Raw genomic sequence first — 23460 nt, forward strand, 5'->3', positions numbered from 1 at the left:
TTAACGCTTCGTATCCGGGGACGATCCATCCGCCGTTTCGCTGGTCCGAAAGCGGACGGATCCTGCCTGAAACCATCGCCCTGACCTTGGCGTTTTGATATGGGCGCGCTGGGTCAGAGCAGCGAAACCCCCGTCGCTCGCCGCCATCGCGCCCTCCTCAACACACAGGAAGGAGGCATTGATGACCAGAGACGATATCCTGGCCGTTCTCGGCCCCGTCGATGAGGTTCTGCAGGCGGAGATCGCCGCAACGGGCGCTTCGCGCGCCGAGCTCGCGGAAGCCTGGGCCTGGGTGAATGCGGACGAGGCCCTCGTCAATCAAGGCCGCGCTCTGCCGACCGGCCGTGTGGCCGAACTGGTGGAGCTTCTGACGGCCGACGAGGATGAAGACCTCGACCAGACGGTCCACGTGGACTGACGTCCAGCGCGATCCGAACGTGCTTTGATCGGACGAGTCCCGGAGCCTTCCAGGCGCGGCCACCGGCCGCGCCAGTCCCTATTGTGCCTTGCTGAAGGTGTCAGGCAGCCATATGGCGCTCGCCCCAGGCCTTCAGCGCAAGGATGACCTGATCGAGCGAGCGTCCGCGGTCTGTCAGCGCATAATCAACGCGTGGAGGCACTTGGGCATAGACGGTACGGGCAATGAGACCGTCGGCCTCCAGTTCGCGCAGTTGATTGGTCAGCATGCGCTGGGTGACATCGGGCAGGCGGCGCCGCAACTCGTTGAAGCGCAGGGTGCCGTCCATCAGATGGTAGAGAACCAGCCCTTTCCACTTTCCGCCGATCAGCGACAGGGTCGCCTCCACGGGGCAGCCGGCGCTGCAGTCCATGCGTGCGTGACGGGGCTTCGTCGCCATCCAACAGTATCCTTTTCGACACTATGTGCAATTTCTGTGCATTCTTGCAACAATCATCCCGACATAGCAATTCTGCTGCGAGGGCGATGCCGCCTGCGGGCGCTCTGTGCGCCAGCGCTTGGCCAAGATCCGGCGCGCCTTCGCCCGGACTTTTACAAGGAGATTTCCCATGCGTGCCATTGGCTATCAAAACCCCGGACCCATCGATGCGCAGGCATCGCTTGTCGACATCGATCTGCCGCGCCCCAAACCGACCGGGCGCGACCTTCTGGTCGAGGTCAAGGCCGTCTCGGTCAATCCCGTCGATACGAAGGTGCGCCAGCGTTCCGGCCCCGAAGCAGGCGGCTGGAAAGTGCTCGGCTGGGATGCCGCTGGGATCGTGGCCGAGGTTGGCGAAGCGGTGGAGGGATTCAGGCCCGGTGACGCTGTCTTTTACGCCGGCGCGCTGGAGCGGCCGGGCACCAATGCCGAATTCCATCTGGTGGATGAGCGGATCGTCGGCCGCAAGCCGGATAGCCTGGACTTCGCCGCCGCGGCGGCCCTGCCCCTGACCGCCATCACCGCATGGGAAGCGCTGTTCGACAGGCTCGTGGTGTCACGGCGCGTGCCGGGTGCGGCCCCTGCCCTGCTGATCGTTGGTGGGGCCGGCGGCGTGGGCTCCATTGCCATCCAGCTTGCACGCCAGCTCACCGATCTCCAGGTCATCGCCACCGCGTCACGTCCGGAGACGGTGGAATGGGTGCGCGACCTCGGCGCCCATCACGTGATCGACCATAGCCAGCCGCTCGATGCGGAAATTGCCGCGCTCGGGCTCGGCGCGCCGGCCTTCGTCTTCTCGACGACCGGAACAGACGGACATCTGGACGCCATCGCCCAACTGATCGCACCCCAAGGACGTTTCGTGCTGATCGACGATCCCGGCATCGTCAACATCAGCCCCTTCAAGACGAAGAGCGTCTCTGTCCACTGGGAGTTCATGTTCACCCGCTCGATGTTCACTACCGCCGATATTGCCGGACAGGGCCGGCTTCTGAACGAGATCGCCGCGATGATCGATGCCGGCAGGCTGAAGACCACGCTCGGCACCCATTTCGGCCGCATCGATGCCGAGACGCTGAAGCGTGCTCATGCGCTGATCGAAAGCGGAAAGGCGCGCGGCAAGATCGTGCTCGAGGGCTTCTGAAGCGGCGGCCTGCGAAAAAGACCAAGCCGGAACGAGGCCTTGGAAATGCATGCGCCCGCCTCTATAGGCGGGCGCATGCCTCCTTCAGCGACACCGCCTTAGGCCGTCATCGGCCGCTCCCGTCCGCAGCGGCCGAAGAGAACCAAGCTCAGCACGGCAGCGCTCCAGGCGCAGAACACACCATAGAGCATGACCCCGCCAAAGCCATTGATCAGCGCCATGCGCGCCATCTCCGGACCAAGGCCGCCGGCTTGCGCCTGCACCAGATTGCCGGCGGCGATCATCTCCGACAGAGGCGCGAGCTGATCGCCGTCGAGCGTCGGCGCCATCTCCTGCAAAGCGAGGCGAACGCCGCGCAGCAGGATGAAACCCATCAAGGCGATGTTGACGGCAAGCGAGATCATGCGGGCGCTCATATCCATGCCCGAAGCCATGCCCGCGCGCTCGGCAGACACGGCCGCCGTGGCCGTGTTGGTCACAGGCGTATTGGTCAGGCCCAGCCCGACGCCGGCAATCAGGCAGCCTGGCAGCAGGCTCCATGCGCCGGCCGTTGCGTCGAAAAGGGTCAGCCGCAGGACAAGAAATCCGAGACCGATGGTGAAGAGGCCCAGCGGAATGACGAAGCCCGGCCCCCGCCGGGCCAGCAGACGCTCGGCGAAGGGCGGCATGATCAGGGTCGGCAAAGTGTAGGACAGAAGCATCAGCCCGGCGGTGACGCTGTCGAGATGATGGATCGCCTGCACATAGATCGGCAGATAGATCACGAAAGGCCAGAAGCTGAAATTCATGCCGGAGGCTCCGAGAAGCGCGCCGGAGAAGCGACGGTTGCGAAAGACGGCAAAATCGAACATCGGCCGCCGTGTGCGCCTTTCCACCACGAGGAATGTCAGAAAACTGGCAAGGCCCAGGCCGAACGTCGCAAGCCCTTCACGGTCTCCCAGCCCCTGCCCCGAGGTAATGCCATAAACCAGGCAGAAGACGGCAACCGACAGGCTGACGATTCCCGGCAGATCGATGCGCAAGGCTTGCGGATCGCGCGATTCGGCCACACCCGTCTTAGCCAGCACGAAGGTCAGCACTGCCAACAGGACATGGACGAGGAACACCCATTCCCAACTGATCAGCGCGGCCACGAGCCCGCCGATCAGAGGGCCGAAGCCGAGACCGCTGCCGAAGAGCACGCCCCAGCTGCTGAAAGCCAACCCTCGCGCCGGCCCGTTTTGAAACTGATGAGACAGCACGGCGATCTGGCAAGCCAGCATGGTCGCGCCGCTCATGCCTTGCGCAAATCGCGCTACGATCAGGGTCGTTGCCGTGGTGGCCAGCCCGCAGGCGAGCGAGGCAAGGCCGAAGAGAACGATTCCGATCAGGAAGACGCGCTTTCGCCCGAAGCGGTCGGCCAGCGCGCCGGCTGCCATCAGGCTCGCCGTCATCGCGAGCGTATAGGCATTCATGATCCATTGCAGCTGGCGGAAATCCGCCGGAAGAACCTGCTCAAGCGTGGGCAGGATGGCGGGGATGCTCGATATTTCGAGCCCGAGCATCAGAGCGGACAGGCAGACGGCCGCCAACGCCGCCATATTTCGGGCCGTCAGATTTTTGGGAGAGATGGAGGTGATCATGGGCCTTCCCCGGTTCAAAGGCGCGGCAGATCGCTCACGGAAGATGATCTCCCATGCCGCAAACCCGCGCCTGCTTTCGATGGCCGGAAAGTGACCTGAGCTTGATCATCCATCAATCCGATGGCAGGCTATATCAGTGACAACAATTCAGGATGAATTCATCGATGAGCCTGGAAGTCGATGCCGTCAGGGCTTTTCTGATGGTCGCCGATCATCTCAGCTTCACCCGCGCGGCAGATGCGCTGGGCACGACGCAGGGCGCCGTCAGCGTAAAGCTCAAGCGGCTGGAGGATCGCCTGGGCGTCAGGCTGATCGAGCGCACGCCGCGCCAGGTCCGCCTCTCGGCACAGGGTGAAATCTTCATGCCCTCCGCGCGTGATTTTCTGGCGGCGCATGAGCGGGCGCTAGCCGGCCTGACCATGCCGCGACGGCGCTTTCGCCTGGGCATTGCCAGCCATGTGATGGGTCCGGAACTCCCTCTGCTCCTGGCCCGGCTGAAATCGCTCGATCCCGCGCTGACCGTCGAAGTGCTGCTCGACACGGCACGCGCGCTTCTCGACAGTTTCGAAAGCGGGCGGCTGGACGCGGTCATCATCCGAAGCGACGACGACCGGCGCGATGGCGAGATTCTCGGGCCCGAGCATTTCGGCTGGTATGCCGCGCCTGGCTTCGAACAACGCGCCGGCGAGCCTTTGCGCCTGGCGGCGACATCGCCCTGCTGCGCCGTGCGCGATGTGGCCGCGCGCCTGCTCGACCGCGCCTCGATCGCCTGGGAAGAGGTCTTTATCGGTGGCACATCGGCGATTGCGGCAGCCCTCTCGGCCGGCCTTGCCGTATCCGCCTTTCCCCGCCGCCTTGCACCCGCCGATGTCGTTGATGTCGGCGAAGCATTCGGCCTGCCGCCTCTGCCGTCGCTCTCCCTGGTTTTGCACTCGTCCCTATCGGACCAGAAAACCAAGGACACGCTTCGCGCCATCACGGCGGCTTTCCGTGAGCACCGGCGCTCCAGCAGCCGGCCTATCGCACCGCTCTGACGGCTGGGGGTTCTTCTTCGTACATCACTCTCCTGAAGGGTCAGGCGCGCCCGGATGGCTCCAGAATGCGCGACCGATCGGTCAGATGCACGGTCAGCGCGGCAAGACCGAAGGCCGCACTGGCTGCGCCGGTCGATACGCTCTGGCCTGGACATCACCCAACGCCACAAAGAACCAAAGCCTTTGTCGACCTGCTCACGGCGCGGCTCTCAGGAGAGCGGATTTAACAGCACATGGAACGATGCCTTTGCAGCCAAAGGAGATCGAAAAGGGATTTAGGTAGCCGGCCAATTGTCGACCATCATCATGCGGGTAATCTTCGGAGGATATCACGCAGGCCACCGTTTCAGGATAGAGACAAACCCATCGCAGAATGCCGATTGCCTGCGCTCCGACCGACCCTGATCACGTTACACGCGGTCGTTCCGGAAGTTCGCAACACTATACAGCATATCAGAGGAACAGTGATGATCAGATCCTCCCCTAAAAAGCTCGCTTGGCTCATCAAGCAGAACAAGCGTTACGCTCCGCTACTCGATACGGGGCTCAAGCTGGGCGTCCTTCTGCTCCCAATCGGTGGTGCGGTCAGTCTGTGGTTGTGGACCATCTTCAGCGGCTATCTCGGCTGGCTTGGCCAAGCGCCGCTCCCGGTGACTCAAGCCGGCGATTGGCTGTTTCTCCTGGCATTCGGCGTCGTAACGTCCCTGATCTTTACCGGCCTCGTGCTGGCGCCAGCAGCATGGACATCGATGGTCCAGTGGAATGCTCCGGCGGGGATCGATTCTAGGGCCATTCGTCAGTCTTGCGGCGCTTCCTCTGCAGTGACACTCTTTTCGACGGCGGCGTTCCTATGGTGGGAAGATGTCCCGACCGCTGTGGCAGTCATCGGACCAGCTACGCTGGGAGGTCTCACTGGCGGCTTCGTCATGACGCGCTACAAGCCTCCGTACAGCAGCGTCCTGGTGGCCTGCCTCGCGTTCGCGGCTTCGTCGTTGCTGACCCTCGTCTGGTTCTCTTCGCTCTGGATCTTGCTGGCGTCATATGTGGAGCCTCTGGTCAAAACCTGGCCTACGATCATCGCGCTCGGATTGACTGGCGGCCTCGCCATGCTTCTGGCCGCTTATATCATGAAGCCCGCGCTAAGCATCTTTGCCGGACTTTTGATCGCCGGCTTCTGGATCAGCGGGGAAGCCTCGCCTGAGGGTGGCGTGATGGTCGCCACCGCCTTGTATTCCGCCGATCTGGGCGGTGGCCGGCCGGCGCACATCGATCAAAGCCAGGTTATCGAAGGAGAGGTTTGCAACCTCGGCGTCGATGCGCGCCCCGTCCTTGTGTTTGAAACTGATGGCTGTGAACGGAACGTGGCTCTGAAGCGAGTGCGCTCTCTGAAGGGACTGCGCAGTTTGGACAGGAAGCGGATCCTGATGGATTGGCGGATGAAAGCCGAGGAGCAACTTCACGGCTCGCACGGCTAGCTTCCCGGCGAAGCGCTTTGGGAAATGGTGCAGGCTGCCGTGGGGGTCGGTTGATCGCTGCATGGCGGTGTCAGAAATAGAGACAAGTTTCCGACACTACGCACCGGTCAGATCATTTTCCACGCTACTTCACTTCGTCCATTGCAAAGGCGTCCACGCCGGCGACCTCAGCGCGCTTGATCGGGCGCCCGGCATGCCGTCGTCCCCAATAGGTAGCATCCGGCAACGGGATCACGTGTCTTATGCACTGCTTGCACAGTGCCATGTCGGAGATGCCGAGTTTGGGCGCCACCTTGGATACGGCGCGTTCGCAGATCCTGTCGCAAAGCTACTGCCGGGTGAGACCAGGCCACATTGGCCAACCTCCTGATGGAATCTTTAAGTCAAACACGCTATATGACTATCTAGATAGTCAGGAGGGTGACATGAATGCGATTAATCTGGCAGATGCCAAAGCCCATCTGAGTGAGCTGGTCGACCGGGTTGAGGCTGGCGATTCGATCGACATTACCCGCCGTGGCAAGCCGGTCGCGCGGCTCAGCGCCGTGGCAAGACCACGTAAGGCGATCAATGCCGCGCTGCTCCAAGCGCTGACGACAGCGATGACGCCGCAGACCCAGAGCGCAGCTGATCTCGTGCGGTCGATGCGGGATGGCGATCGCTACTGATGCTGTATCTCGACACGTCGCTGATCGTCGCGGCGCTCTCAAACGAAGCAATGACGTCGCGCGTTCAGACCTGGCTGGCCGAGCAGGATCCGGCGCAGCTCCTGATCAGCGACTGGACCGTCACCGAAGTATCGTCGGCCATGGCGATCAGGCTGCGGACCAAGCAGATCACCCTCGAGCAGCGCGCGGCAGCGCTTGCCATGTTCAACAAACTCGTTGCCGAGAGCTTTACTGTGCTGCCTGTCACGAACGGACAGTTTCGGGCGGCGGCGAGATTTGCCGATCAACACACTTTAGGGCTTCGCGCCGGTGACGCGCTGCATCTTGCTGTCGCATTGGAACACGGCGCCACAGTGCACACACTTGACCAGCGGCTCGCCGAGGCCGGACCGGTGCTCGGTGTGCCGGCGCAGTTGCTGGCATGATCGAGGCCCCGAATAGCGCGCAAGGCAGCCCTCCTTTGTGCACGCTATTCTACGTCAAAGCACCCCCACCCGCTGAAGCGGCTTTGCATCATCCAGCGATTTTGTACAGATCAGTCCTGCGGCACAGATGGATTTAAGCGCAATAGAAGTGAAAGGCAGACGAGAACGGCAATCAAACGGCAGCGAAAACCAGTGCCGAAACTACGTTCTTGCCGCCATTGTATCCATCATTCCCACTCGATCGTCCCCGGCGGCTTGCTCGTCACGTCATAGACCACACGGTTGATGCCGCGCACCTCGTTGATGATCCGGGTCGCGGTGCGGCCGAGGAAGTTCATGTCGTAGGGGTAGAAGTCGGCGGTCATGCCGTCGACGGAGGTGACGGCGCGGAGCGCGCAGACGAAGTCATAGGTGCGGTAATCGCCCATGACGCCGACCGTCTGCACCGGCAGGAGCACGGCGAAGGCCTGCCAGATCGTGTCGTAGAGGCCGGCCTTGCGGATTTCTTCCAGATAGATCGCATCCGCCTTGCGCAGAATGTCGAGCTTTTCGCGGGTCACGACGCCCGGGCAGCGGATGGCCAGACCGGGGCCTGGGAAGGGATGGCGGCCGATGAAGCTTTCCGGCAGGCCGAGTTCGCGACCCAGCGCGCGCACCTCGTCCTTGAACAGCTCGCGCAGGGGCTCCACCAGCTTCATGTTCATACGGTCGGGCAGGCCGCCGACATTGTGGTGGCTCTTGATGGTGACCGAGGGGCCGCCGGAGAAGGACACGCTTTCGATGACGTCGGGATAGAGCGTGCCTTGGGCCAGGAAGCTCGGCGCGCCCTTGCCGTCCTCGGCGATCTTCTTCGCCTCGCTTTCGAACACCTCGATGAACAGGCGGCCGATGGTCTTGCGCTTGACCTCGGGATCGCTCACGCCGGCAAGCTCGGTCAGGAACAGGTCGGAGGCATCCACATGGACGAGCGGGATATTATAATGGTCGCGGAACATGCCGACCACCTGCTCGCTCTCGCCAAGCCGCATCAGGCCGTGATCAACATAGATGCAGGTCAGCTGATCGCCGACTGCCTCATGGATCAGCACGGCAGCCACGGAGGAATCGACACCACCCGACAGGCCACAGATCACGCGCTCGGTTCCCACCTGCTCGCGGATCTTGCGGATCATCTCGGCGCGATAAGCGGCCATGGTCCAGTCGGACTTCAGACCGACGATCTTATGGACGAAATTGGAAAGCAGCTTGGCGCCATCGGGCGTGTGCACCACCTCAGGGTGGAACATGGTCGTGTAATAGCGCCTGGCCTCGTCCACGGCGATGGCGAAGGGCGCGTTTTCGGAGATCGCGACCACCTCGAAGCCGTGCGGCAGCTGGGTCACGCGGTCGCCATGGCTCATCCAGACCGGGTAGCGGCCGCCGACCTCCCAGAAGCCGTCGAAGAGCGGGCTGGCCTTGCGGATTTCCAGATCGGCGCGGCCGAATTCGGCGGCATGTCCGCCTTCCACCGTGCCGCCCAGCTGGGTGCAGAGCGTCTGCTGGCCATAGCAGATGCCAAGAACCGGCACGCCGGCGTCGAAGACGGCCTGCGGCGCGCGCGGGCTGCCCTCCGCCATCACTGAGGCCGGGCCACCCGAGAAGATCACGCCCTTCGGCTTCATCGCCGCAAAGGCGGCGTCCGCGCTGTTGAACGGATGGATCTCGCAATAGACCCCGGCTTCGCGCACGCGCCGGGCGATCAGCTGCGTCACCTGGCTGCCGAAGTCGATGATCAGAATGCTGTCGGGATGGGCGATCGTCGTCATGCCGGATCTTTCGGGGCTCGGAGGGATCATGGCGAGCCTTTAAAGGCACTTGACCGCCGATGCAAGTTTCGCCGCCGCCGCTGTGCCAAACCGGCTGCTTTGCAGGCAAGCAGGCCTCGCCTCAACCTTGGCGGCGCAAGGCTGCAAGTCCGCCTTCGGCCAGAAGCGCTTCCATCCGGTCGATGATGGCTGCGAGCTTGGCGTCGATTACATCGAGATATTGCGTCCAGTCGTCGATATGCGTCACGTCGTTGACACCATCGGAAATGCCGCGCAGGCCTAAGAGCGGGATGCCGAAGCTCTGGCAGACGCGATAGACCGCATAGGTTTCCATCTCCACCATATCGGCCTCGATCGTCTCATAGGCCTTGCCTGAGATGACATTGCCGCCGGTGGAAAGCGATGCTGAGGGCACGCCTGGCAGGACCAGATCGAGCGGCACTTTAGCCGGCAGGTCGAGAAACGGCGTTCTGCCCTTTTCGAAGCCGAAGGGCGAGGCGTCCATGTCGCGATAAGCGACCGAGGAGGCCTGGTAGACCTCGGCCTGGCTGAGGCTGGCGGAGCCCGCCGAGCCAAGCGACACTACCAGATCTGGCAGCCGGCCCTCCGCCTCCAGCCGGCAGAGTGCACGTGTGAGCACCAGCGTGGCCTCCACAGGGCCGACCCCCGTCATTAGCGGGCGGAAGCGGCTTTGCAGTTCGGCGCCATATTCGGCCTTGGCCGCCATGACATATAGGATCGAGACCGGGCCGGCTTGTTTCAGCTCCAAGACATGCTCCTTGCGTTTGTTCATGACGTGCCCGACCTTTGCCAGACAATGAAAATCAGTCCTGAATGCCCTGCCGGCCACGCACCACCATCATCGAGCCGGTGATCGAGGCGATCAGCTTGGCTGGCGCCTCCTGCGAGATCGCATAGCCCCGCCCGTCGAAGACGATGATGGTCGAGCCGGGCTTGGTCACCTCGCCGCGAAACAGGAAGCGCTCGCCGCGTCCGGGCGAGAGCAGATTGACCTTGAATTCGATCGTCAGCAGTGAAGCATCGGCGTCGATCAGCGTATAGGCGGCATAGGTACCGGCGGCATCGAGCGCGGTGGAGATGATGCCGGCATGCAGCAGGCCATGCTGCTGCGTCAGCGTCTCGTCAAAGGGCATCTCGATTTCCACCATGCCCTGCTCGATGCGCATCAGTTCGGCGCCGATGGTGCGCATGGCGCCTTGCCGGGCAAAGCTCCGGCGGATGCGGGTGCGGAAGTCCGTGTCTGTCTCGTCCGTCATGATCGCTTCATTGCCTTGGGAGTGGCACCGGCCTCGCACCCTGAGCGAACCCGTTCCGCCCGGCCATCCTGTCCGGTGGGCACTTGTGCTCGTTTTGCTGCAGTGCCGTTGACAAGAGAGTTGCATGGCACACGCAAGGCGGCAAGAGGCTCACAGAGCCCTTCAAAGCGTTTTGACATGGCCGTGCGCGACGATGGGACGCCAGACTTGCCCCGATGCCGCGCGGCACGAGAGAGCGGGGCATGACCTCACCCTCCGTTTGCATCGTCGCGTCAGTTCAACACCATGATCGAGGCGTTGAGGAGCGTGGCAAAGGCGACCCAGAGACCATAGGGAATGAACAGCATGGCGGAAAGCCGATCTCGCTTCATCGCCATGGCGATGAACAGCAGGATGCAAACGCCAAGGCTGAGGATGACGACCAGCGCCAGTTCCACCTGCTGCAGGCCGAAAAACAGCGGCGACCAGGCAAAATTGAGCAGCAGCTGTGCGATCCACAGTCGCATGGCAGAGGATTTCGAATGATCCAAGAAGAGCCGCGCCCCAACAAAGCCGATCATCACGTAAAGCGCCGACCATACGGGCGCGAAGATCCAGTTCGGCGGGTTGAAGGGCGGCTTGACCAGGGATTGATACCATTCGCCCGGCGGGTTGCTGATACCGATCAGGAAGCCGATGCCGAGAATGATGGCAATGAAGAGAAGTGTGACGAGAGCGCGGTTCATGCTTGCCTCAATTAGCGCGGGCTGGTCGCCTGTCCAGACGCCCTTGTTCGGGTCGAGCGCGCAAGACGATGTTCAAGCGCGATCTGCTGTCAACAAAGCGGGACGATCTGAGCTGGCCTTCCGGGGTCATGGCGATGGTTGAAAGCATCCTTCGCCCCCTTGGAAGCGCGGAGAGAGGTCGTCACGAGGCGAGCCTGACCACATGTTGGTCCCAGGCCACCTGGCTGCGCGCGCCCTCCTGGCCGCCGGTCTCGGTGAATCGTCCGTCATAGGAGGTCACGGCAAAGCCATGCATGGCGGGAGCGATGCCGGCGGCGTCAGCGCGCGTGCGGGTCTCAAGCACACGGCCGCTTGCGGCCTCCACCACCACTTCGACGCCTCCTTTGGGCGAGGCGAGCCCGATGAGACCTTCTGCGCGATTGACCGCGATGGCTCCGACATAATTGGCGAGCGCGGCCGTCGTGTCCTCCGGCAGATCGAGAAAGGCTATTGGCTCGCCCGGCGCGAAGGAGCCGGCCAGAGGCGGGCGGTCGCCGCGCGCGCCTTCATACTGGCAGGCGAACCAGATGCGCCCCTTTTCGCCGAGATCGAGATGGCGCGTGGACAGGCGGTTGAGCGCGGCAGGCAGCGCGTGCCGCTGCACCAGAGCACCGCTCTCCGTATCGATCAAGGCCAGCGACGGCGCCATGCGCTCCAGATTGAGCTTGGCGCGGCCGTGATCCGGATGGGTCTCGATGCCGCCATTGGCGACTGCCAGGAAACGGCCGTCCTCGCTGGCCGCCATATCGTGCGGGCCGATGCCGTAGGAGGGAAATTCGCCGAGGCGGCGAAATCCATCGCTCGCATCATAGACGCCGATCATGCCCCTGTTGGCCTCGAAGTCGTTTTCCGTGGCGAAAAGCCGGCGTCCGTCGCGCGAGAACGCCCCATGGCCAAAGAAGTGCCGTCCTTCGACCGCGGCGATGGTAACCGGAGGGCGCGCAAAGTCGGGATCGGCCGCCAACGCGAAAATGCCCGGCCGGCGGGCAAAGGCCACCACCGTGCCTCTGGTGGGACTGACTGCCAGGCCGTGGGCCCGCGCCGGCAGAAGCACCCGGTCGAGGATGATGCCATCCTCCGTCATCGTCGCCAGGCCGAAGCGGCCATCCGGCCCCATGAAGGCGGAAGCATAGACCGCATCCGCGCGCTGCAGGGCAAAAGCCTGTGCCGGTGCCAGGGACGCCGCCCAGGCACTGCCGGCCATGCGCAGAAAGGCGCGCCGGTCGATAAGCCTGGTGCGGGCAAGACACGCCTGCGGCTGGATCATGGCGCGATCCCCTTCCGTCCTTCAATCGCCATCGGCAAAGGAAAAGCCGGCCGTCAGACCGATGGCGCCGCCGAAGTCCTTGTTCAGCTTGTCGAGCAGGCTTTCGACATTGACCGAGAGCACGTCGAGCTGGGAGCGGGCATTGCGGTCGGACAGCACTTCGGCGACAGGACGGTTCAGCGCTTCGGCAGCCCCGGTTACCTTGACGAACAGCGCGTCGATGTCGGTTTCCACCGCGCGTTTGTCCTCAGGCAAAAGCGCACCTGCGTCGGATACATCGAAGAGCCGCTTCAAACCTGCCAGATTGCCCGAGACCGCAGCCATGGTCAGACCTGAGCGCCAGTAGATCGCCTGTTTGGGGCGACCGGCACCATCCTGAAGCCCATCGGCGAGAAACGGGCGAATGCGCTGATCGCGCACATTTTCAACGCCGTGAACAAGCACGCCGAGCAGGCCCGTGGCAGCCTCGCTGGCATCGCGATAGACCGGATTGTCCTCGCCCGGCACCTTCCAGGCATGGGCAACACCATCGGGCGCCTCCCAGGCTGCCGTCAGTTCGGCAGCGGTGCGCTCGATATTGGTGGCAATGGCCGCCCCATAGCCGCAGCGGAAGGCGCCCTCACCGGTCGCGACCGTCTCGGCTCCCGTGCCATACAGCACGAATTCGAGCGCCGTCAGCCCTTGCACGGCCACGCTTTTGACCCGCAGCGTTTCCGGCTTCAAGGCGGTTTCGTCTTTCTGCGCGAGGATGCGCTGAACCTGCTTCAGGCCCAGCCCCTTGCGATCGGGGAAGAACAGGATGCGCTCCATGCGCGCATCCTCCAGCACGGGCCCGACCTGAACGAATTCGATAGCGGCCCAGGCCTTCACCGTATCGGCAAAAGCCGCACGCGCCTTTTCGAGTTCTTCCGGCGATGGCGCCGCGCACAAGGCCCGCAGCGACTGGGACAACTGTCCGCCGCGCGCGGCCACCTCGCGATAGCCGGGGCGGATCACCTGATCCACCGCGCGTTCCATCACCGAAGGAAGATGGTCGGCCTGCAGAAGATGGGGCACGAAATTCGGATCCGGCTCCTGATTGTCCTGCGTGGCAAGCGCCGGACCACTCGCCAAGGTCGCAGCGCAGAGGAGACCGGCCAGGACCGGGCGTTTCAGGAAAGCAAAGGCGCGCATCACAACGACTCCAGAAATGCGAGAAGATCGGCGCGGTCCTTGTCCGTCGCCGCGATATAGGCCTTGCGGGCGCCTTCGCCTTCGCCGCCATGCCAGAGCACGGCGTCTTCAGGCGTGCGAGCCCGGCCGTCATGCAGGAAGGCGCCGACGGACTTGTACGCCATGCGTCTGCCGATACCCCAAAGCGGCGGCGTGCGCCAGTCCTGCGGCCCGGCCAGACCGACCGGATGGCCACCGAACAGATCTTCCCCCATGTCGTGAAGGAGAAAGTCGGAATAGGGCCAGATCAGCTGGAACGCATCGGCCGGATCGGCAGCGTCGCGCCGGGTGACGAAATTCGGATGGTGGCATGCGGCGCAGCCCATGGTCGCAAACAGGGCCTTGCCGGCCAGCACCTGCGGCTTTTGCGCCAAGGGCCGGGACGATGGTGCGAGATGCCCCGCATAAAAGGCGACGAGATCGAGCACGTCCTCTTGCGCCTCGAAACGGCCGAACCGCGCCTGAACGCCATCGGGAGCCTTCCGGCAGGCTTGCTCCGCCTCGGTGCAGTCGCCATGGCTGTCGGGCTGAAGCGGCGTGGAAATGCCGATATCGTTGGAGAAGGCGTCGGCGGCCTGCGCCTTCAGGCTGGGAGCCTGCGCCTTCCAGCCGAAACGCCCCAGTACGGCGGCTCCGTTTGCCGGATCGCGCAACAGAGCCGGCCGGCCGGAAACGCCTTGCCGGGGCTCGGCTTCCGCCAGGGCCAGAATATCGTCGGGGTGAATCGCCTCGATCAGCGAGAGGCCCGTGAGTGGCTGCGCAATGCGCAGGGACAGCTGCGTACGTGGATCGAGGGGACCATAGCCAAGATCCACGATCTCGGCCTTCGGCTTGCGCAAGACCACCTCCCGGCCTCCCGAAAGGGTGACGCTTCGTGTCTCGAACCGCAGCTGGAGCCCGCCCTCCCGCTTCAAGCCCGGCACGGCAGCGGTCTGCAGCTGATGGCCATAGGTCGGATCGTCAAAGGTCAGCGCCTTGCCGCTGGCGAGCGCTGCAGTTTCGTCAGGCGTTTGCGCCGCGCGGCCAAGACGCAGGATCAGCGACGGCGGCGCTTCGCCAGCCTCCACCGCGACACCCCCGCCCCCACCGACATGACAGGTGGCGCAGGAGCGGGCATTGTAGAATGGCCCCAGACCATCTGAAGCTTGAGTGGAAGACGGGGCGGACACCCAGAGCTTGGCAAACAAAGCCTCCCCGAGGTGAAAGCGCTGACCATCCTCGACGCCGAGATTGGCCGCCATCCCATGCTTGAGGCCGGCAGGACGTGGCACAGTCGCCGCACCACCCGGCATCGCCTCGAAAGCCTGCGCTCCAGCACCTCGATCGGCGCTTGAGATCTCCAAAACGGCCTTGATCCTGGCGCGATCGTCGGCGCTCAGATCCGGCCGGCCTGAGCGCGGCAAGGCAAAGGATATCGCAGGCTCGTGCGCCAGCGCCTGCGGGCCGGAGGCCGCAGGCAGGATTGCCCCCGCCAGCAGCACCGGCAGCATCGCGCCGAGCCCCGCCAACGCAGCCTGCCTCGGCAGGCGCGCCGAAAACAGCCGCTTGATGGAAAGATGTTTGAAGGAGAGGCGGGCGCCGATCATCTACCACCCGATAAGAAGACGACGGACCACCTGCCCTCGATCATGATGATGTCAGGCGCATGACCGACATCCAACCGCCACAAGGGAATGGCGCGAACGCTGATGGGTTCCGCCATTCCGCCCTTGGCAAGAAGGAACGGCCGCTCTCACCGGTTGAGATGAAATCGGCCGAAGGGTTTGGCCTTATTTGAAGACCGCGTTCGGATCGTCGAGGCTCTTAGAGCCCTCAAGCTTGACCGTGCCGAGATCCAGGGCAGCGATGACGCGCTCGACCGTCTTGGCCTGGGACACCAGCGCATCGACGCCGGCCTGGACCAGCGCATTGCCTTCCTTGTTGCCCTCGGCGATCATCTGGTCGTAGTGCTCGGTCTTTGCCCGTTCGGCAATCGCTTCCATGGCCTTGACGCTGGCGTCGAGCTTTTCGCTCATTTCCTTGTCCAGCGCCTTGTCTTTGGCTGCCACCAGCTCATGCAGCGAGGGGCCCTTCAGCGTCTTGCCGGACAGCGTCTTGTAGACGCCGGTATAGGCGGAGCGGATGCCGATCGCGTCGTGCAGATGCGAATTATGGGTGTTGTCGGAGAAGCAATCCTGCTCTTCTTCCGGATCGTGCAGCAGCAGGCCGAGCTTCATGCGTTCGCCGGCCAGCTCGCCATAGGAGAGGGAGCCCATGCCGGTGAGGATGGCGGTGAGCCCTTCCTTGGCGTCGGCGTTGACGGTCTTGGCCGCCTCGCCCTTCGGCGCCCAGGCCTCCGTCATCTCCTTGAGATCGGTGACGAGCAGATCGGTCGCGGCCTTGAGATAGGCGGCGCGGCGATCGCAATTGTCATGCGTGCAGGCATTCAGGTCATAATCCGTGTAAGGGCGGTTGCCGGCACCGGGGCCGGTGCCGTTCAGGTCCTGACCCCAGAGCAGGAATTCGATGGCGTGATAGCCGGTCGCCACATTGGCTTCGATGCCGCCGGCCTCCTGCAGCGAGCCGGAGAGAAGCTCTGGCGTGATCTTGGAGGTATCGACCGTCTTGCCGGCAATGGTGATCGACTTGTTGGCGATGACATTGGCGGTAAACAGCGGGTTCTCGTCGCTCTCCGTGCCATAGCTCGGATCGACATAGTCGATCAGACCTTCGTCGAGCGGCCAGGAATTCACTTTGCCTTCCCAATCATCGACGATCTTGTTGCCGAAGCGGTAGACCTCGGTTTCCAGATAGGGATTGCGGGCTGCAAGCCAGGCCTGACGCGCAGCGGCCAGCGTCTTTTCGCTGGGTGCGGCGATGAAGGCATCGACGGCCTTCTGCAGCGCTTCGGCGCCCTTCAGCGCATCGGCATATTTAGCATGGCCGATTTCGGCGTAATGCTTGACGACGGCGGCTGCATTGGTGGCGGCCGTGGCCGGCAAGGCAGCAAGAAGCGAGGTGGCAGTGCTGAGCGCCAGAACGGCACCGCGGAGGAACGACATGGGCTGACCCTTTCCTGAAGGGCGGGCACCGGCCCCCCGGCTACCCGCTTCCTCCGCTCTCTTGGCCCAAAATTAAACTGGTGTCAAAGATGAAAGTTTTAACACAGACATTCCAACATACGCCACAAGCGCTCAAGCCGGTTTGCGGGTCATAAGGCTGAAGAAGAAGCCATCGGTGCCCGTCGTCGCCGGGGTCAGCGTCAGCCCGCCGCTCTCGCCGGACCACGGCTCCGGTGCACCGGCAAAGAGGCGTTGATAGACCGGCAGGGCCGGCTGCAGCGTAAAATCGGGATTTGCCTCCACAAAAGCGCGGGTCTGGTCCGCGTTCTCGGCCGGCAGGATGGAACAGGTGATATAGACTAAGGTGCCGCCGGGGCGGACATGGCGCGCTGCATTCGTCAGCGCATCCCGCTGCTGGGCCAGGCGCTCGTCCAGGCTGCGCTCGGTCAGCCGCCACTTGGTATCAGGCCGGCGGCGCCATGTGCCGGTGCCGGTGCACGGCGCATCCACCAGCACGATGTCGCAGGCCCCTTCCAGGCTTTTGAGCTGCTGGGCGCGATCATGGACCTGGACATTGCGGGTGCCGGCGCGCTTCAGCCGCTCGATGATCGGCGCAAGGCGCTTGCGGTCGGCGTCGAAGGCGTGGATCTGCCCCTTGTTTCGCATGATCGCCGACAACGCCAGCGTCTTGCCACCGCCACCGGCGCAATAGTCAAGGATTTGATGACCGTCCTGGGGGTCGATCAGCTCCGAGACGATCTGTGACCCTTCGTCCTGCACCTCGAACCAGCCCTTGGCGAAGGTCAGCTCGGCCATGACGTTGGGAAGGCGGGAGGCGCCCTCTCCCGGCGCGATGCGGATGCCGTCATGAGCGATGGCCGCCGGCCTGGCGCCTGTCTCTTCAAGGGCTGCGATCACTTTTTCACGCGGTGCCTTCAGCCGGTTCGCCCTGAGATCGAGCGCCGTCCGGCCGGCCAAAGCCTGTGCCTCGCGCACCCAATCCTCGCCAAAGGCGGCTTCGAAAGCCGGTTGGATCCAGGCCGGAATATCGCCCTGGACATGCGCCGGTGCCGTGTCGAGGCTGCGGCTGGCCAAAGCGGCCAGTGCCGCATCAGGCAAAGCGGGAGCAAAACGATCGCCCTCCAGCTCGGTGGCCAGGGCTTCGGGCGTCATACCCCATTGACGAAGGAGGACGGCGAAGGCGAGCGCCTCGGGGCGGTCATCATCCATCAGCCAGGCATGAGACAATTTCATGCGCAAGGCATCGTAGACAACATTGCCGATGGCGGAGCGATCACCCGATCCCGCGAAGCGATGGGACAGTCCCCAGTCCTTCAGCGCGTCCGCCACTGGCCGACGCCGCGCTTCGATATCGGCCAGCACCTCGATGGCGCCGGCGAGCCTTCCGCCCAGCCGCATGATCCACTCCGTTTTCCTGCCGTGTAACGGCCAAGTTCCGGAAGAGCAAGACGCAGCGGCCTTGGGCCCGAAAGGTAAAAAATGTCTGAATGCCGTCGGAACCTTCTAGGCCGGCGGCGCATTGTGCAGCCGATCAGCCGATGACGTTGTAGCAGACGTTGGCCGTGCCGGAGCTGACCATGCCGATTTCCCGGGCTGCGGCCTTCGAGAGATCGAGAACCCGGCCGCGAATAAAGGGACCGCGGTCATTGACGCGGACGACGACGGACTTTCCGTTGCGCTTGTTGATGACGTGAATCTTGGTGCCAAAGGCGAGATTGCGATGTGCTGCGGTTAGTGTGGCGGCGTTCATTCGTTCGCCAGAGGCTGTACGCGACCCCAATGCATACCAGGATGCCCCACCACATCCGGTGGACGCTGCATAGCTGGACGTTACAGATCCGAAATGAGCGCCGGACGTGATCAGTACCGCCGCAAGCACGGCGAAGATTTTCTTTGGCTTCAACAAGCTACCCCTTCTGTCGTTGAGCGCCCGACTAGCGAGCGAGGGGTTTGTCTTGTTCAAAAGTGGCGAAACGGTGCCTCAACCGTCTATGTTGCTTTACACAGCCGCCAATACTTCAAAGAAATTAAAATGTGACAGTTTTTTAAAAGCAATTTTATAAGCTAACAGAGTCTTGATTTTATGGTGCGAATCAAAATCGCTCGATCCGAGTGTGAGCCGGCTTGTCTGGCCCTCGGAGGTTTCCGTTCGATTTTTTAAGAGGCTGTGGAAAACGCACGATTTTAGAGTTAATTTTTTCTAAATTCGTTTTCAGGTTGCATATTTTGCAAGCCTTGTACGGGTTTTTGCCTCAATTGGGCGCCGTTTAGGAATGAGTTTTTTCGCGCAACCTTCATGCTGAAATGGCTTTGCGCCGGCACAAGACCCTATGCTGCCATCACCAACACATGTTCTCTTCTGCCGCAGCTCACCCACGCCAGCGCCCGCTCTCCCAGAGATCAGCCAGCGACTGGCGATAAGTGGGGAAGCGAAACCTGTAGCCGGCTTGTTTCAGGCGCTGATTGGAGACGCGTTTGTTCTCTCCATAGAAGGAGCGCGCCATGGGGGAGAGCTCTGCCGTTTCGAAGGCGATCTCCGGCGGAGGAGCAATCCCCATCAGACGGGCGGCCTCCTCCACCACATCCTGAGGCGGTGCCGGCTCGTCATCCGTGACATTGTAGATTCCGCCGAGCCGACGCACCGCTAGGAACAGCGTGGAATCGGCGATGTCCTCGACCCGGATGCGGTTGAACACCTGCCCTGGCTTCACCAATCGCCGCGCTGTGCCGGCCTGGAAATTCATGAAGCTGTTGCGGCCAGGCCCATAGATGCCCGCCAGCCGCAGGATCGCCACCGGACGGTCGAGGGCGTTCCCGGTCGCCATCCAGGCCTCTTCGGCCGCCACGCGCTCGCGTGAGCGCTGCGAGACAGGACGGCAGGCCGTCTCCTCATTCACCCAGGCTCCGCCATGATCGCCGTAGACGCCAACTGTCGAGAGGTAGCCAACCCAATCAAGCTGCCGCATCATCGTGGCCAAGGCGGGCATGCCGGGGCGCATCAAAGGATCGCCCGCCGGCCCTGGCGCAATGGATTGGACCAGATGGGTGGCGCTGCGCATCGCCGCACGCAGATCCTCGTCGATGTTCTCGCCATCATAGACAAGCGCCTCGATCCCAAGGCTCGCCATCTGGCGCGCCTTCTCCGGCGAGCGTGTGGTCCCCGTGACCTTGAACCCCTCGGCCTTGAAGGCTTCGGCAATCGCACGGCCGGAAAAGCCGGCGCCAAGGATCAGGAGATGCATGCAGGGTCCTCCAGGCGTTTCCACTCGCGCAACACGGCCGCATCTTCTTCCGCTGCGGCGCGATGGGCAAGGGCGTGCATGGCAGGCATCCCCAGGAGCCGCGCCAGCGCCCAGACCGCCATAGCCCGCACGACCGGCGCGCCATCGTCGAGCAACGTCCTGACCGGTTCGGCAAGGGCCGGATCGCCGGAATTGCCGGCGGCGATCAGACAGTTGCGCAGGAAGCGGTCGCGGCCGATGCGCTTGACCGGCGAGCCGGAAAACAGGCTGCGGAAGGCTGCATCGTCCAGCGCCAGAAGGTCGCGGAGCGGCGGCGCCTTCAGGTCCTCGCGTGCTCTCAGCTTCATTTCCGCCGCCTGGCGGGCAAACTTGTTCCAGGGACAGGCCGCCAGGCAGTCGTCGCAGCCATAGATGCGGTTGCCGAAGAGCGGGCGCATCTCGGGCTCGATCTCGCCTTTATGCTCGATGGTCAGATAGGAAATACAGCGCCGCGCATCGATGCGATAAGGGGCGGGAAAGGCATCGGTCGGGCAGGCATCGAGACAGGCGCGGCAGGAACCGCAATGGTCTTGCTCGGGCGCATCGATCATAAGATCCGCGGTGGTGAAGAGGCTGCCGAGAAACAGCCAGGAGCCGAGTTCACGACTGACGAGATTGGTATGCTTGCCCTGCCAGCCAAGCCCCGCCTGCTCGGCCAGCGGCTTTTCCATCACCGGCGCCGTATCGACGAAAACCTTGACGTCGGCACCGGCGCGCGCGGCAAAACGCGTCGCCACCTCCTTGAGCTTGCCCTTGATGACATCGTGATAATCGCGGTTCTGCGCATAGACGGAGATGGCGCCGCGATCCGGCATGGCGAGCACTGCGCGTGGATCGTGTTCCGGCCCATAATTCATGCCGAACACGACGACGGAGCGCACCTCGTCCCAAAGCGCGCGCGGATCGGCGCGGCGCTCGGCCGTTTCCGCCATCCAGTCCATCGTGCCGTGGTAATTGTTGTCGAGAAAGTCCTTGAGCCGTGCCGGCGCCTGCGGGATCGCGCTTGGCAGGGTGATACGACAGAGGTCGAAGCCCTTGTCACGCGCCTCGTCCTTCAGGAAAGCGGTCAGCTTTGCTCTTTGCCTTTCGGCCGAGCCTTCAGGATTGTCAGAAGTCGAGATCCGCATAATGCGACACCGGGGTCAGCCCCCGCACCCGCTCGGCAAGCAGCGGACGGAAGGAGGGGCGCGACTTGATGCGCTGATACCACTCCTTGGCGGTGGGCGATTCGTTCCAATCGATCTCCCCCATATAGTCCAGGACGGAGATCGCGGCAGCCCCCGCGAGGTCGGCATAAGACAGGCGGTCGCCCGCCAGATAGGTGCGCGAGCCGGCAAGCCAGGAAAGATACTTCATATGCTGGCGAATATTGGCGCGCGAGGTGCGCAGCATCTTGCTGTCAGGCGCGCCGCCGCCCTGGCTCGCCGTCATCTGCAGCTTGAAGATCCGCTCGCGCACCAGCGGCCGCGTCACGTCGCCTTCCATCTTCTGCAGAAACCATTCCGTCAGGCGGCGGATTTCGGCGCGCTGAAACGGATCCTCGGCCAGGAGGCGGCGATCCCGCTTCAGGACACCATTGGTCTCGTCCACGAATTCGGCGATCACCATGGGGCCGCAGAGCGCGCGCATATTGTCGTCGACGAAGACCGGCAGCGTCGCAGCCGGATTGAGCGCCAGAAAATCCCGGCGCTTTTCCCAGGGCTGCTCCTCCGCGAGATCGGGCTGATAGCCGTATTCGGACAGAACAAGACGGATGAACCGCGAAGCGGTCGACATGGGGTGATGATAGAGCGTGGGCATTCTTGCTGTTCGTCCGCCGGGAGCGCCTGGGCGAAATGAGGCATTTAATGAAACGTCTAACAATCAGACCTTAACAAAGATATAGGGTTTCCCCGCCGTTAACCTGGAATCAAGGGCCTGACGTCCCTGTCAAACGTCCGTCAATCATGGAATTTTCATGGCCGCCCTTTCGCTTTGGCAGCGTTTCGTCGCAGGATCGGCGACAAACGATGTGCAATGCAGCAATTGACGCGGCGCGACATTCGCGGCATCCCATCCGGGATCCGACCCGTTCCAACCGGAGACGCATATGGAATATATCAATGTCATTCTTCTGGGCATCATCGAAGGGATCACTGAATTCCTGCCGATCTCCAGTACCGGCCACCTGATCATCGCCGAGCAATGGCTGGGTGAGCGGTCGGATACGTTCAACATCGTCATTCAGGCAGGCGCGATTCTCGCCGTTACCATCATCTATTGGCGCCGGCTAATGGAACTCGCGCTCAATTTTCATAAGCCGGAAAACCGCGACTACGCGCTGAAGCTGATCGTCGCCTTCGGCATCACCGCCGTGCTGGGCCTGATCGTCAAGAAGCTCGGCTTCCAGCTTCCCGAAAATGCGACGCCGATCGCCTGGGCACTGATCATCGGCGGCTTCTGGATGATTGCAGCCGAAGCGCTGGCGGGGCGCAATCCGCCGACCACCCAGATCAGCTGGACCGTTGCCATTCTCGTGGGCATCGCCCAGGTCGTGGCCGGCGTCTTCCCCGGCACATCCCGCTCCGGCGCCACCATCTTCGTGGCCATGCTGGCGGGCTCCGTCAGCCGCGCGGCCGCCGCCGAATTCACCTTCCTGGTCGGCATTCCCACCATGTATGCCGCCAGCGCCTATTCGCTGATGAAAACGCTGAAAGATCAGGGCACGGCCGGCGAAGACTGGACGCTGCTCGCCATCGCCTTCGTCGTCTCGACGATCGTAGCCTTCATCGCAGTCAAGTGGCTGCTCTCCTATATCCAGAGCAACCGCTTCACCGTCTTCGCGATCTACCGCATCATCCTCGGCGCGATCCTGCTGTCGATGGCCTATGCAGGCATGATCGCCTGATCCAAGCCTCGAATGCTGTCTTATTGAAGAGCGGCGGATGGCCTTCATCCGCCGCTCTTTTCGTATTGGCTCGATGTTTTCGCGGCTTGGCGATGCTGAACCGCGCAACGACAAACGGCCTGTCGCACCAGGGTACGACAGGCCGTCAAACAGAATGTGGAGATCGGCAGCCAGAGGCTGGCAAGCCAGCCGTCATGCCGATGCCGGATCGTCTCAGTTCAAAACGGGCTTGATCGAGGCCGTTGTGCAGGGATCGACGCCATAAGCGGGGGCACAATTGTCATGATGGCCCGCGACTGTCTTCGGTGCCACGAAGGACCCCGCGACCACAACCAGTGCCGCACACGCAAAGAAGAGCGCGATGGACTTGCCCATTTTCCCTGAAGCCTTTCGAGGATGTCGTGATTGTCACGCGGAAGCCGTCCTCCGCGTTGCGCCACCGGTCTATGCCCGACATGGTCAACAATCAATAACGCGGCATCCTGAAAGAGCGGTAAAGATCACCGGCTTTTCGCAGCTGCGGCAGAACTGCAACGCCTGCCGAAGCAATCATAGTTAACAATAACTTACGCAATGATCAGCGCCCGTCGCTGCTGTCGCGAATAGATGCAGGCGCGGTGTGAAGCCAACGTGCGCGATGC

At 62.9% G+C, this 23460-nt stretch carries 23 protein-coding genes; 8 read left to right on the plus strand and 15 right to left on the minus strand.

Going from position 1 to position 23460, the window contains the following annotated elements; genetic code table 11:
* Positions 1–181: 181 nt before the first annotated feature.
* Positions 182–418, plus strand: a complete 237-nt coding sequence (locus tag BMX61_RS06080; RefSeq protein ID WP_075628528.1) for a hypothetical protein — start codon at positions 182–184, stop codon at positions 416–418.
* A gap of 100 nt (positions 419–518) precedes the next feature.
* Here BMX61_RS06080 and BMX61_RS06085 read toward each other — a convergent pair whose 3' ends face one another.
* Positions 519–857: a winged helix-turn-helix transcriptional regulator gene (locus BMX61_RS06085; protein ID WP_075628527.1), complete on the minus strand. Its 339-nt coding sequence runs from the start codon at positions 855–857 to the stop codon at positions 519–521.
* A 169-nt stretch (positions 858–1026) separates the two neighbouring features.
* On the opposite strand from BMX61_RS06085, the gene BMX61_RS06090 reads away from it, so the two are divergent.
* Positions 1027–2040, plus strand: a complete 1014-nt coding sequence (locus tag BMX61_RS06090) for a zinc-binding alcohol dehydrogenase family protein (protein WP_075628526.1) — start codon at positions 1027–1029, stop codon at positions 2038–2040.
* A gap of 98 nt (positions 2041–2138) precedes the next feature.
* Here BMX61_RS06090 and BMX61_RS06095 read toward each other — a convergent pair whose 3' ends face one another.
* Positions 2139–3662 (minus strand): MFS transporter, encoded by a 1524-nt coding sequence (locus tag BMX61_RS06095; RefSeq protein ID WP_075628525.1) that lies wholly within the window; start codon positions 3660–3662, stop codon positions 2139–2141.
* Between the two features lie 164 nt (positions 3663–3826).
* On the opposite strand from BMX61_RS06095, the gene BMX61_RS06100 reads away from it, so the two are divergent.
* From BMX61_RS06100 to BMX61_RS06115, 4 genes are all read left to right on the plus strand, one after another.
* Complete coding sequence (locus tag BMX61_RS06100; RefSeq protein ID WP_234794612.1) at positions 3827–4696, plus strand: LysR family transcriptional regulator; 870 nt, start codon at positions 3827–3829, stop codon at positions 4694–4696.
* Between the two features lie 467 nt (positions 4697–5163).
* Complete coding sequence (locus tag BMX61_RS06105; RefSeq protein WP_075628523.1) at positions 5164–6171, plus strand: hypothetical protein; 1008 nt, start codon at positions 5164–5166, stop codon at positions 6169–6171.
* 425 nt (positions 6172–6596) lie between these two features.
* Complete coding sequence (locus BMX61_RS06110) at positions 6597–6839, plus strand: type II toxin-antitoxin system Phd/YefM family antitoxin (RefSeq protein WP_075628522.1); 243 nt, start codon at positions 6597–6599, stop codon at positions 6837–6839.
* The gene (locus tag BMX61_RS06115; RefSeq protein ID WP_075628521.1) at positions 6839–7264 is read left to right on the plus strand and encodes a type II toxin-antitoxin system VapC family toxin; all 426 of its coding nucleotides are present in this window, start codon (positions 6839–6841) and stop codon (positions 7262–7264) included. The genes BMX61_RS06110 and BMX61_RS06115 overlap by 1 nt, the downstream gene beginning before the upstream one ends.
* A gap of 227 nt (positions 7265–7491) precedes the next feature.
* Here BMX61_RS06115 and guaA read toward each other — a convergent pair whose 3' ends face one another.
* From guaA to BMX61_RS06150, 7 genes are all read right to left on the minus strand, one after another.
* Complete coding sequence (gene guaA / locus BMX61_RS06120; protein WP_075628520.1) at positions 7492–9069, minus strand: glutamine-hydrolyzing GMP synthase; 1578 nt, start codon at positions 9067–9069, stop codon at positions 7492–7494.
* 121 nt (positions 9070–9190) lie between these two features.
* Positions 9191–9862 carry a 5'-methylthioadenosine/S-adenosylhomocysteine nucleosidase gene (locus tag BMX61_RS06125; RefSeq protein WP_075628519.1) on the minus strand — a complete coding sequence of 224 codons (672 nt, stop codon included), beginning with the start codon at positions 9860–9862 and terminating at the stop codon, positions 9191–9193.
* Positions 9863–9893: 31 nt separating this feature from the next.
* A complete protein-coding gene (locus tag BMX61_RS06130; RefSeq protein WP_075628518.1) occupies positions 9894–10346 on the minus strand; it encodes a PaaI family thioesterase in 453 nt (150 codons plus the stop codon).
* A 272-nt stretch (positions 10347–10618) separates the two neighbouring features.
* A complete protein-coding gene (locus tag BMX61_RS06135; protein WP_075628517.1) occupies positions 10619–11071 on the minus strand; it encodes a TspO/MBR family protein in 453 nt (150 codons plus the stop codon).
* A gap of 181 nt (positions 11072–11252) precedes the next feature.
* Positions 11253–12377, minus strand: a complete 1125-nt coding sequence (locus tag BMX61_RS06140) for a DUF1513 domain-containing protein (protein WP_075628516.1) — start codon at positions 12375–12377, stop codon at positions 11253–11255.
* A gap of 21 nt (positions 12378–12398) precedes the next feature.
* Positions 12399–13550 carry an imelysin family protein gene (locus BMX61_RS06145; protein ID WP_075628659.1) on the minus strand — a complete coding sequence of 384 codons (1152 nt, stop codon included), beginning with the start codon at positions 13548–13550 and terminating at the stop codon, positions 12399–12401.
* Positions 13550–15079 (minus strand): di-heme oxidoreductase family protein, encoded by a 1530-nt coding sequence (locus BMX61_RS06150; protein WP_139198889.1) that lies wholly within the window; start codon positions 15077–15079, stop codon positions 13550–13552. The genes BMX61_RS06145 and BMX61_RS06150 overlap by 1 nt, the downstream gene beginning before the upstream one ends.
* Positions 15080–15234: 155 nt before the next feature.
* Here BMX61_RS06150 and BMX61_RS25305 point away from each other — a divergent pair, with 155 nt between their 5' ends.
* A complete protein-coding gene (locus tag BMX61_RS25305; RefSeq protein WP_267890866.1) occupies positions 15235–15366 on the plus strand; it encodes a hypothetical protein in 132 nt (43 codons plus the stop codon).
* Here the strand turns inward: BMX61_RS25305 and BMX61_RS06155 are convergent.
* The 6 genes from BMX61_RS06155 to BMX61_RS06180 all read right to left on the minus strand — a co-directional run bounded on the left by BMX61_RS06155 (position 15359) and on the right by BMX61_RS06180 (position 21732).
* Positions 15359–16630 (minus strand): imelysin family protein, encoded by a 1272-nt coding sequence (locus BMX61_RS06155; protein ID WP_075628515.1) that lies wholly within the window; start codon positions 16628–16630, stop codon positions 15359–15361. The two genes, BMX61_RS25305 and BMX61_RS06155, sit on opposite strands and share 8 nt — an antisense overlap.
* Positions 16631–16762: 132 nt before the next feature.
* Positions 16763–18049: an RsmB/NOP family class I SAM-dependent RNA methyltransferase gene (locus BMX61_RS06160; protein ID WP_075628514.1), complete on the minus strand. Its 1287-nt coding sequence runs from the start codon at positions 18047–18049 to the stop codon at positions 16763–16765.
* Positions 18050–18182: 133 nt separating this feature from the next.
* A complete protein-coding gene (locus tag BMX61_RS06165) occupies positions 18183–18554 on the minus strand; it encodes a septal ring lytic transglycosylase RlpA family protein (protein WP_083639511.1) in 372 nt (123 codons plus the stop codon).
* Positions 18555–19020: 466 nt separating this feature from the next.
* Positions 19021–19893: an SDR family NAD(P)-dependent oxidoreductase gene (locus BMX61_RS06170; protein ID WP_075628513.1), complete on the minus strand. Its 873-nt coding sequence runs from the start codon at positions 19891–19893 to the stop codon at positions 19021–19023.
* On the minus strand, positions 19881–21059 hold the full coding sequence (gene queG / locus BMX61_RS06175; protein WP_075628512.1) for a tRNA epoxyqueuosine(34) reductase QueG: 1179 nt from the start codon (positions 21057–21059) through the stop codon (positions 19881–19883). Before queG ends, BMX61_RS06170 begins: the two co-directional genes overlap by 13 nt.
* Complete coding sequence (locus tag BMX61_RS06180) at positions 21040–21732, minus strand: glutathione S-transferase family protein (RefSeq protein WP_075628511.1); 693 nt, start codon at positions 21730–21732, stop codon at positions 21040–21042. The genes queG and BMX61_RS06180 overlap by 20 nt, the downstream gene beginning before the upstream one ends.
* A 289-nt stretch (positions 21733–22021) precedes the next feature.
* On the opposite strand from BMX61_RS06180, the gene BMX61_RS06185 reads away from it, so the two are divergent.
* A complete protein-coding gene (locus tag BMX61_RS06185; RefSeq protein WP_075628510.1) occupies positions 22022–22819 on the plus strand; it encodes an undecaprenyl-diphosphate phosphatase in 798 nt (265 codons plus the stop codon).
* Positions 22820–23460: the final 641 nt, after the last annotated feature.

Source organism: Xaviernesmea oryzae, assembly GCF_900109605.1.
Taxonomy (GTDB): Bacteria; Pseudomonadota; Alphaproteobacteria; order Rhizobiales; family Rhizobiaceae; genus Xaviernesmea; species Xaviernesmea oryzae.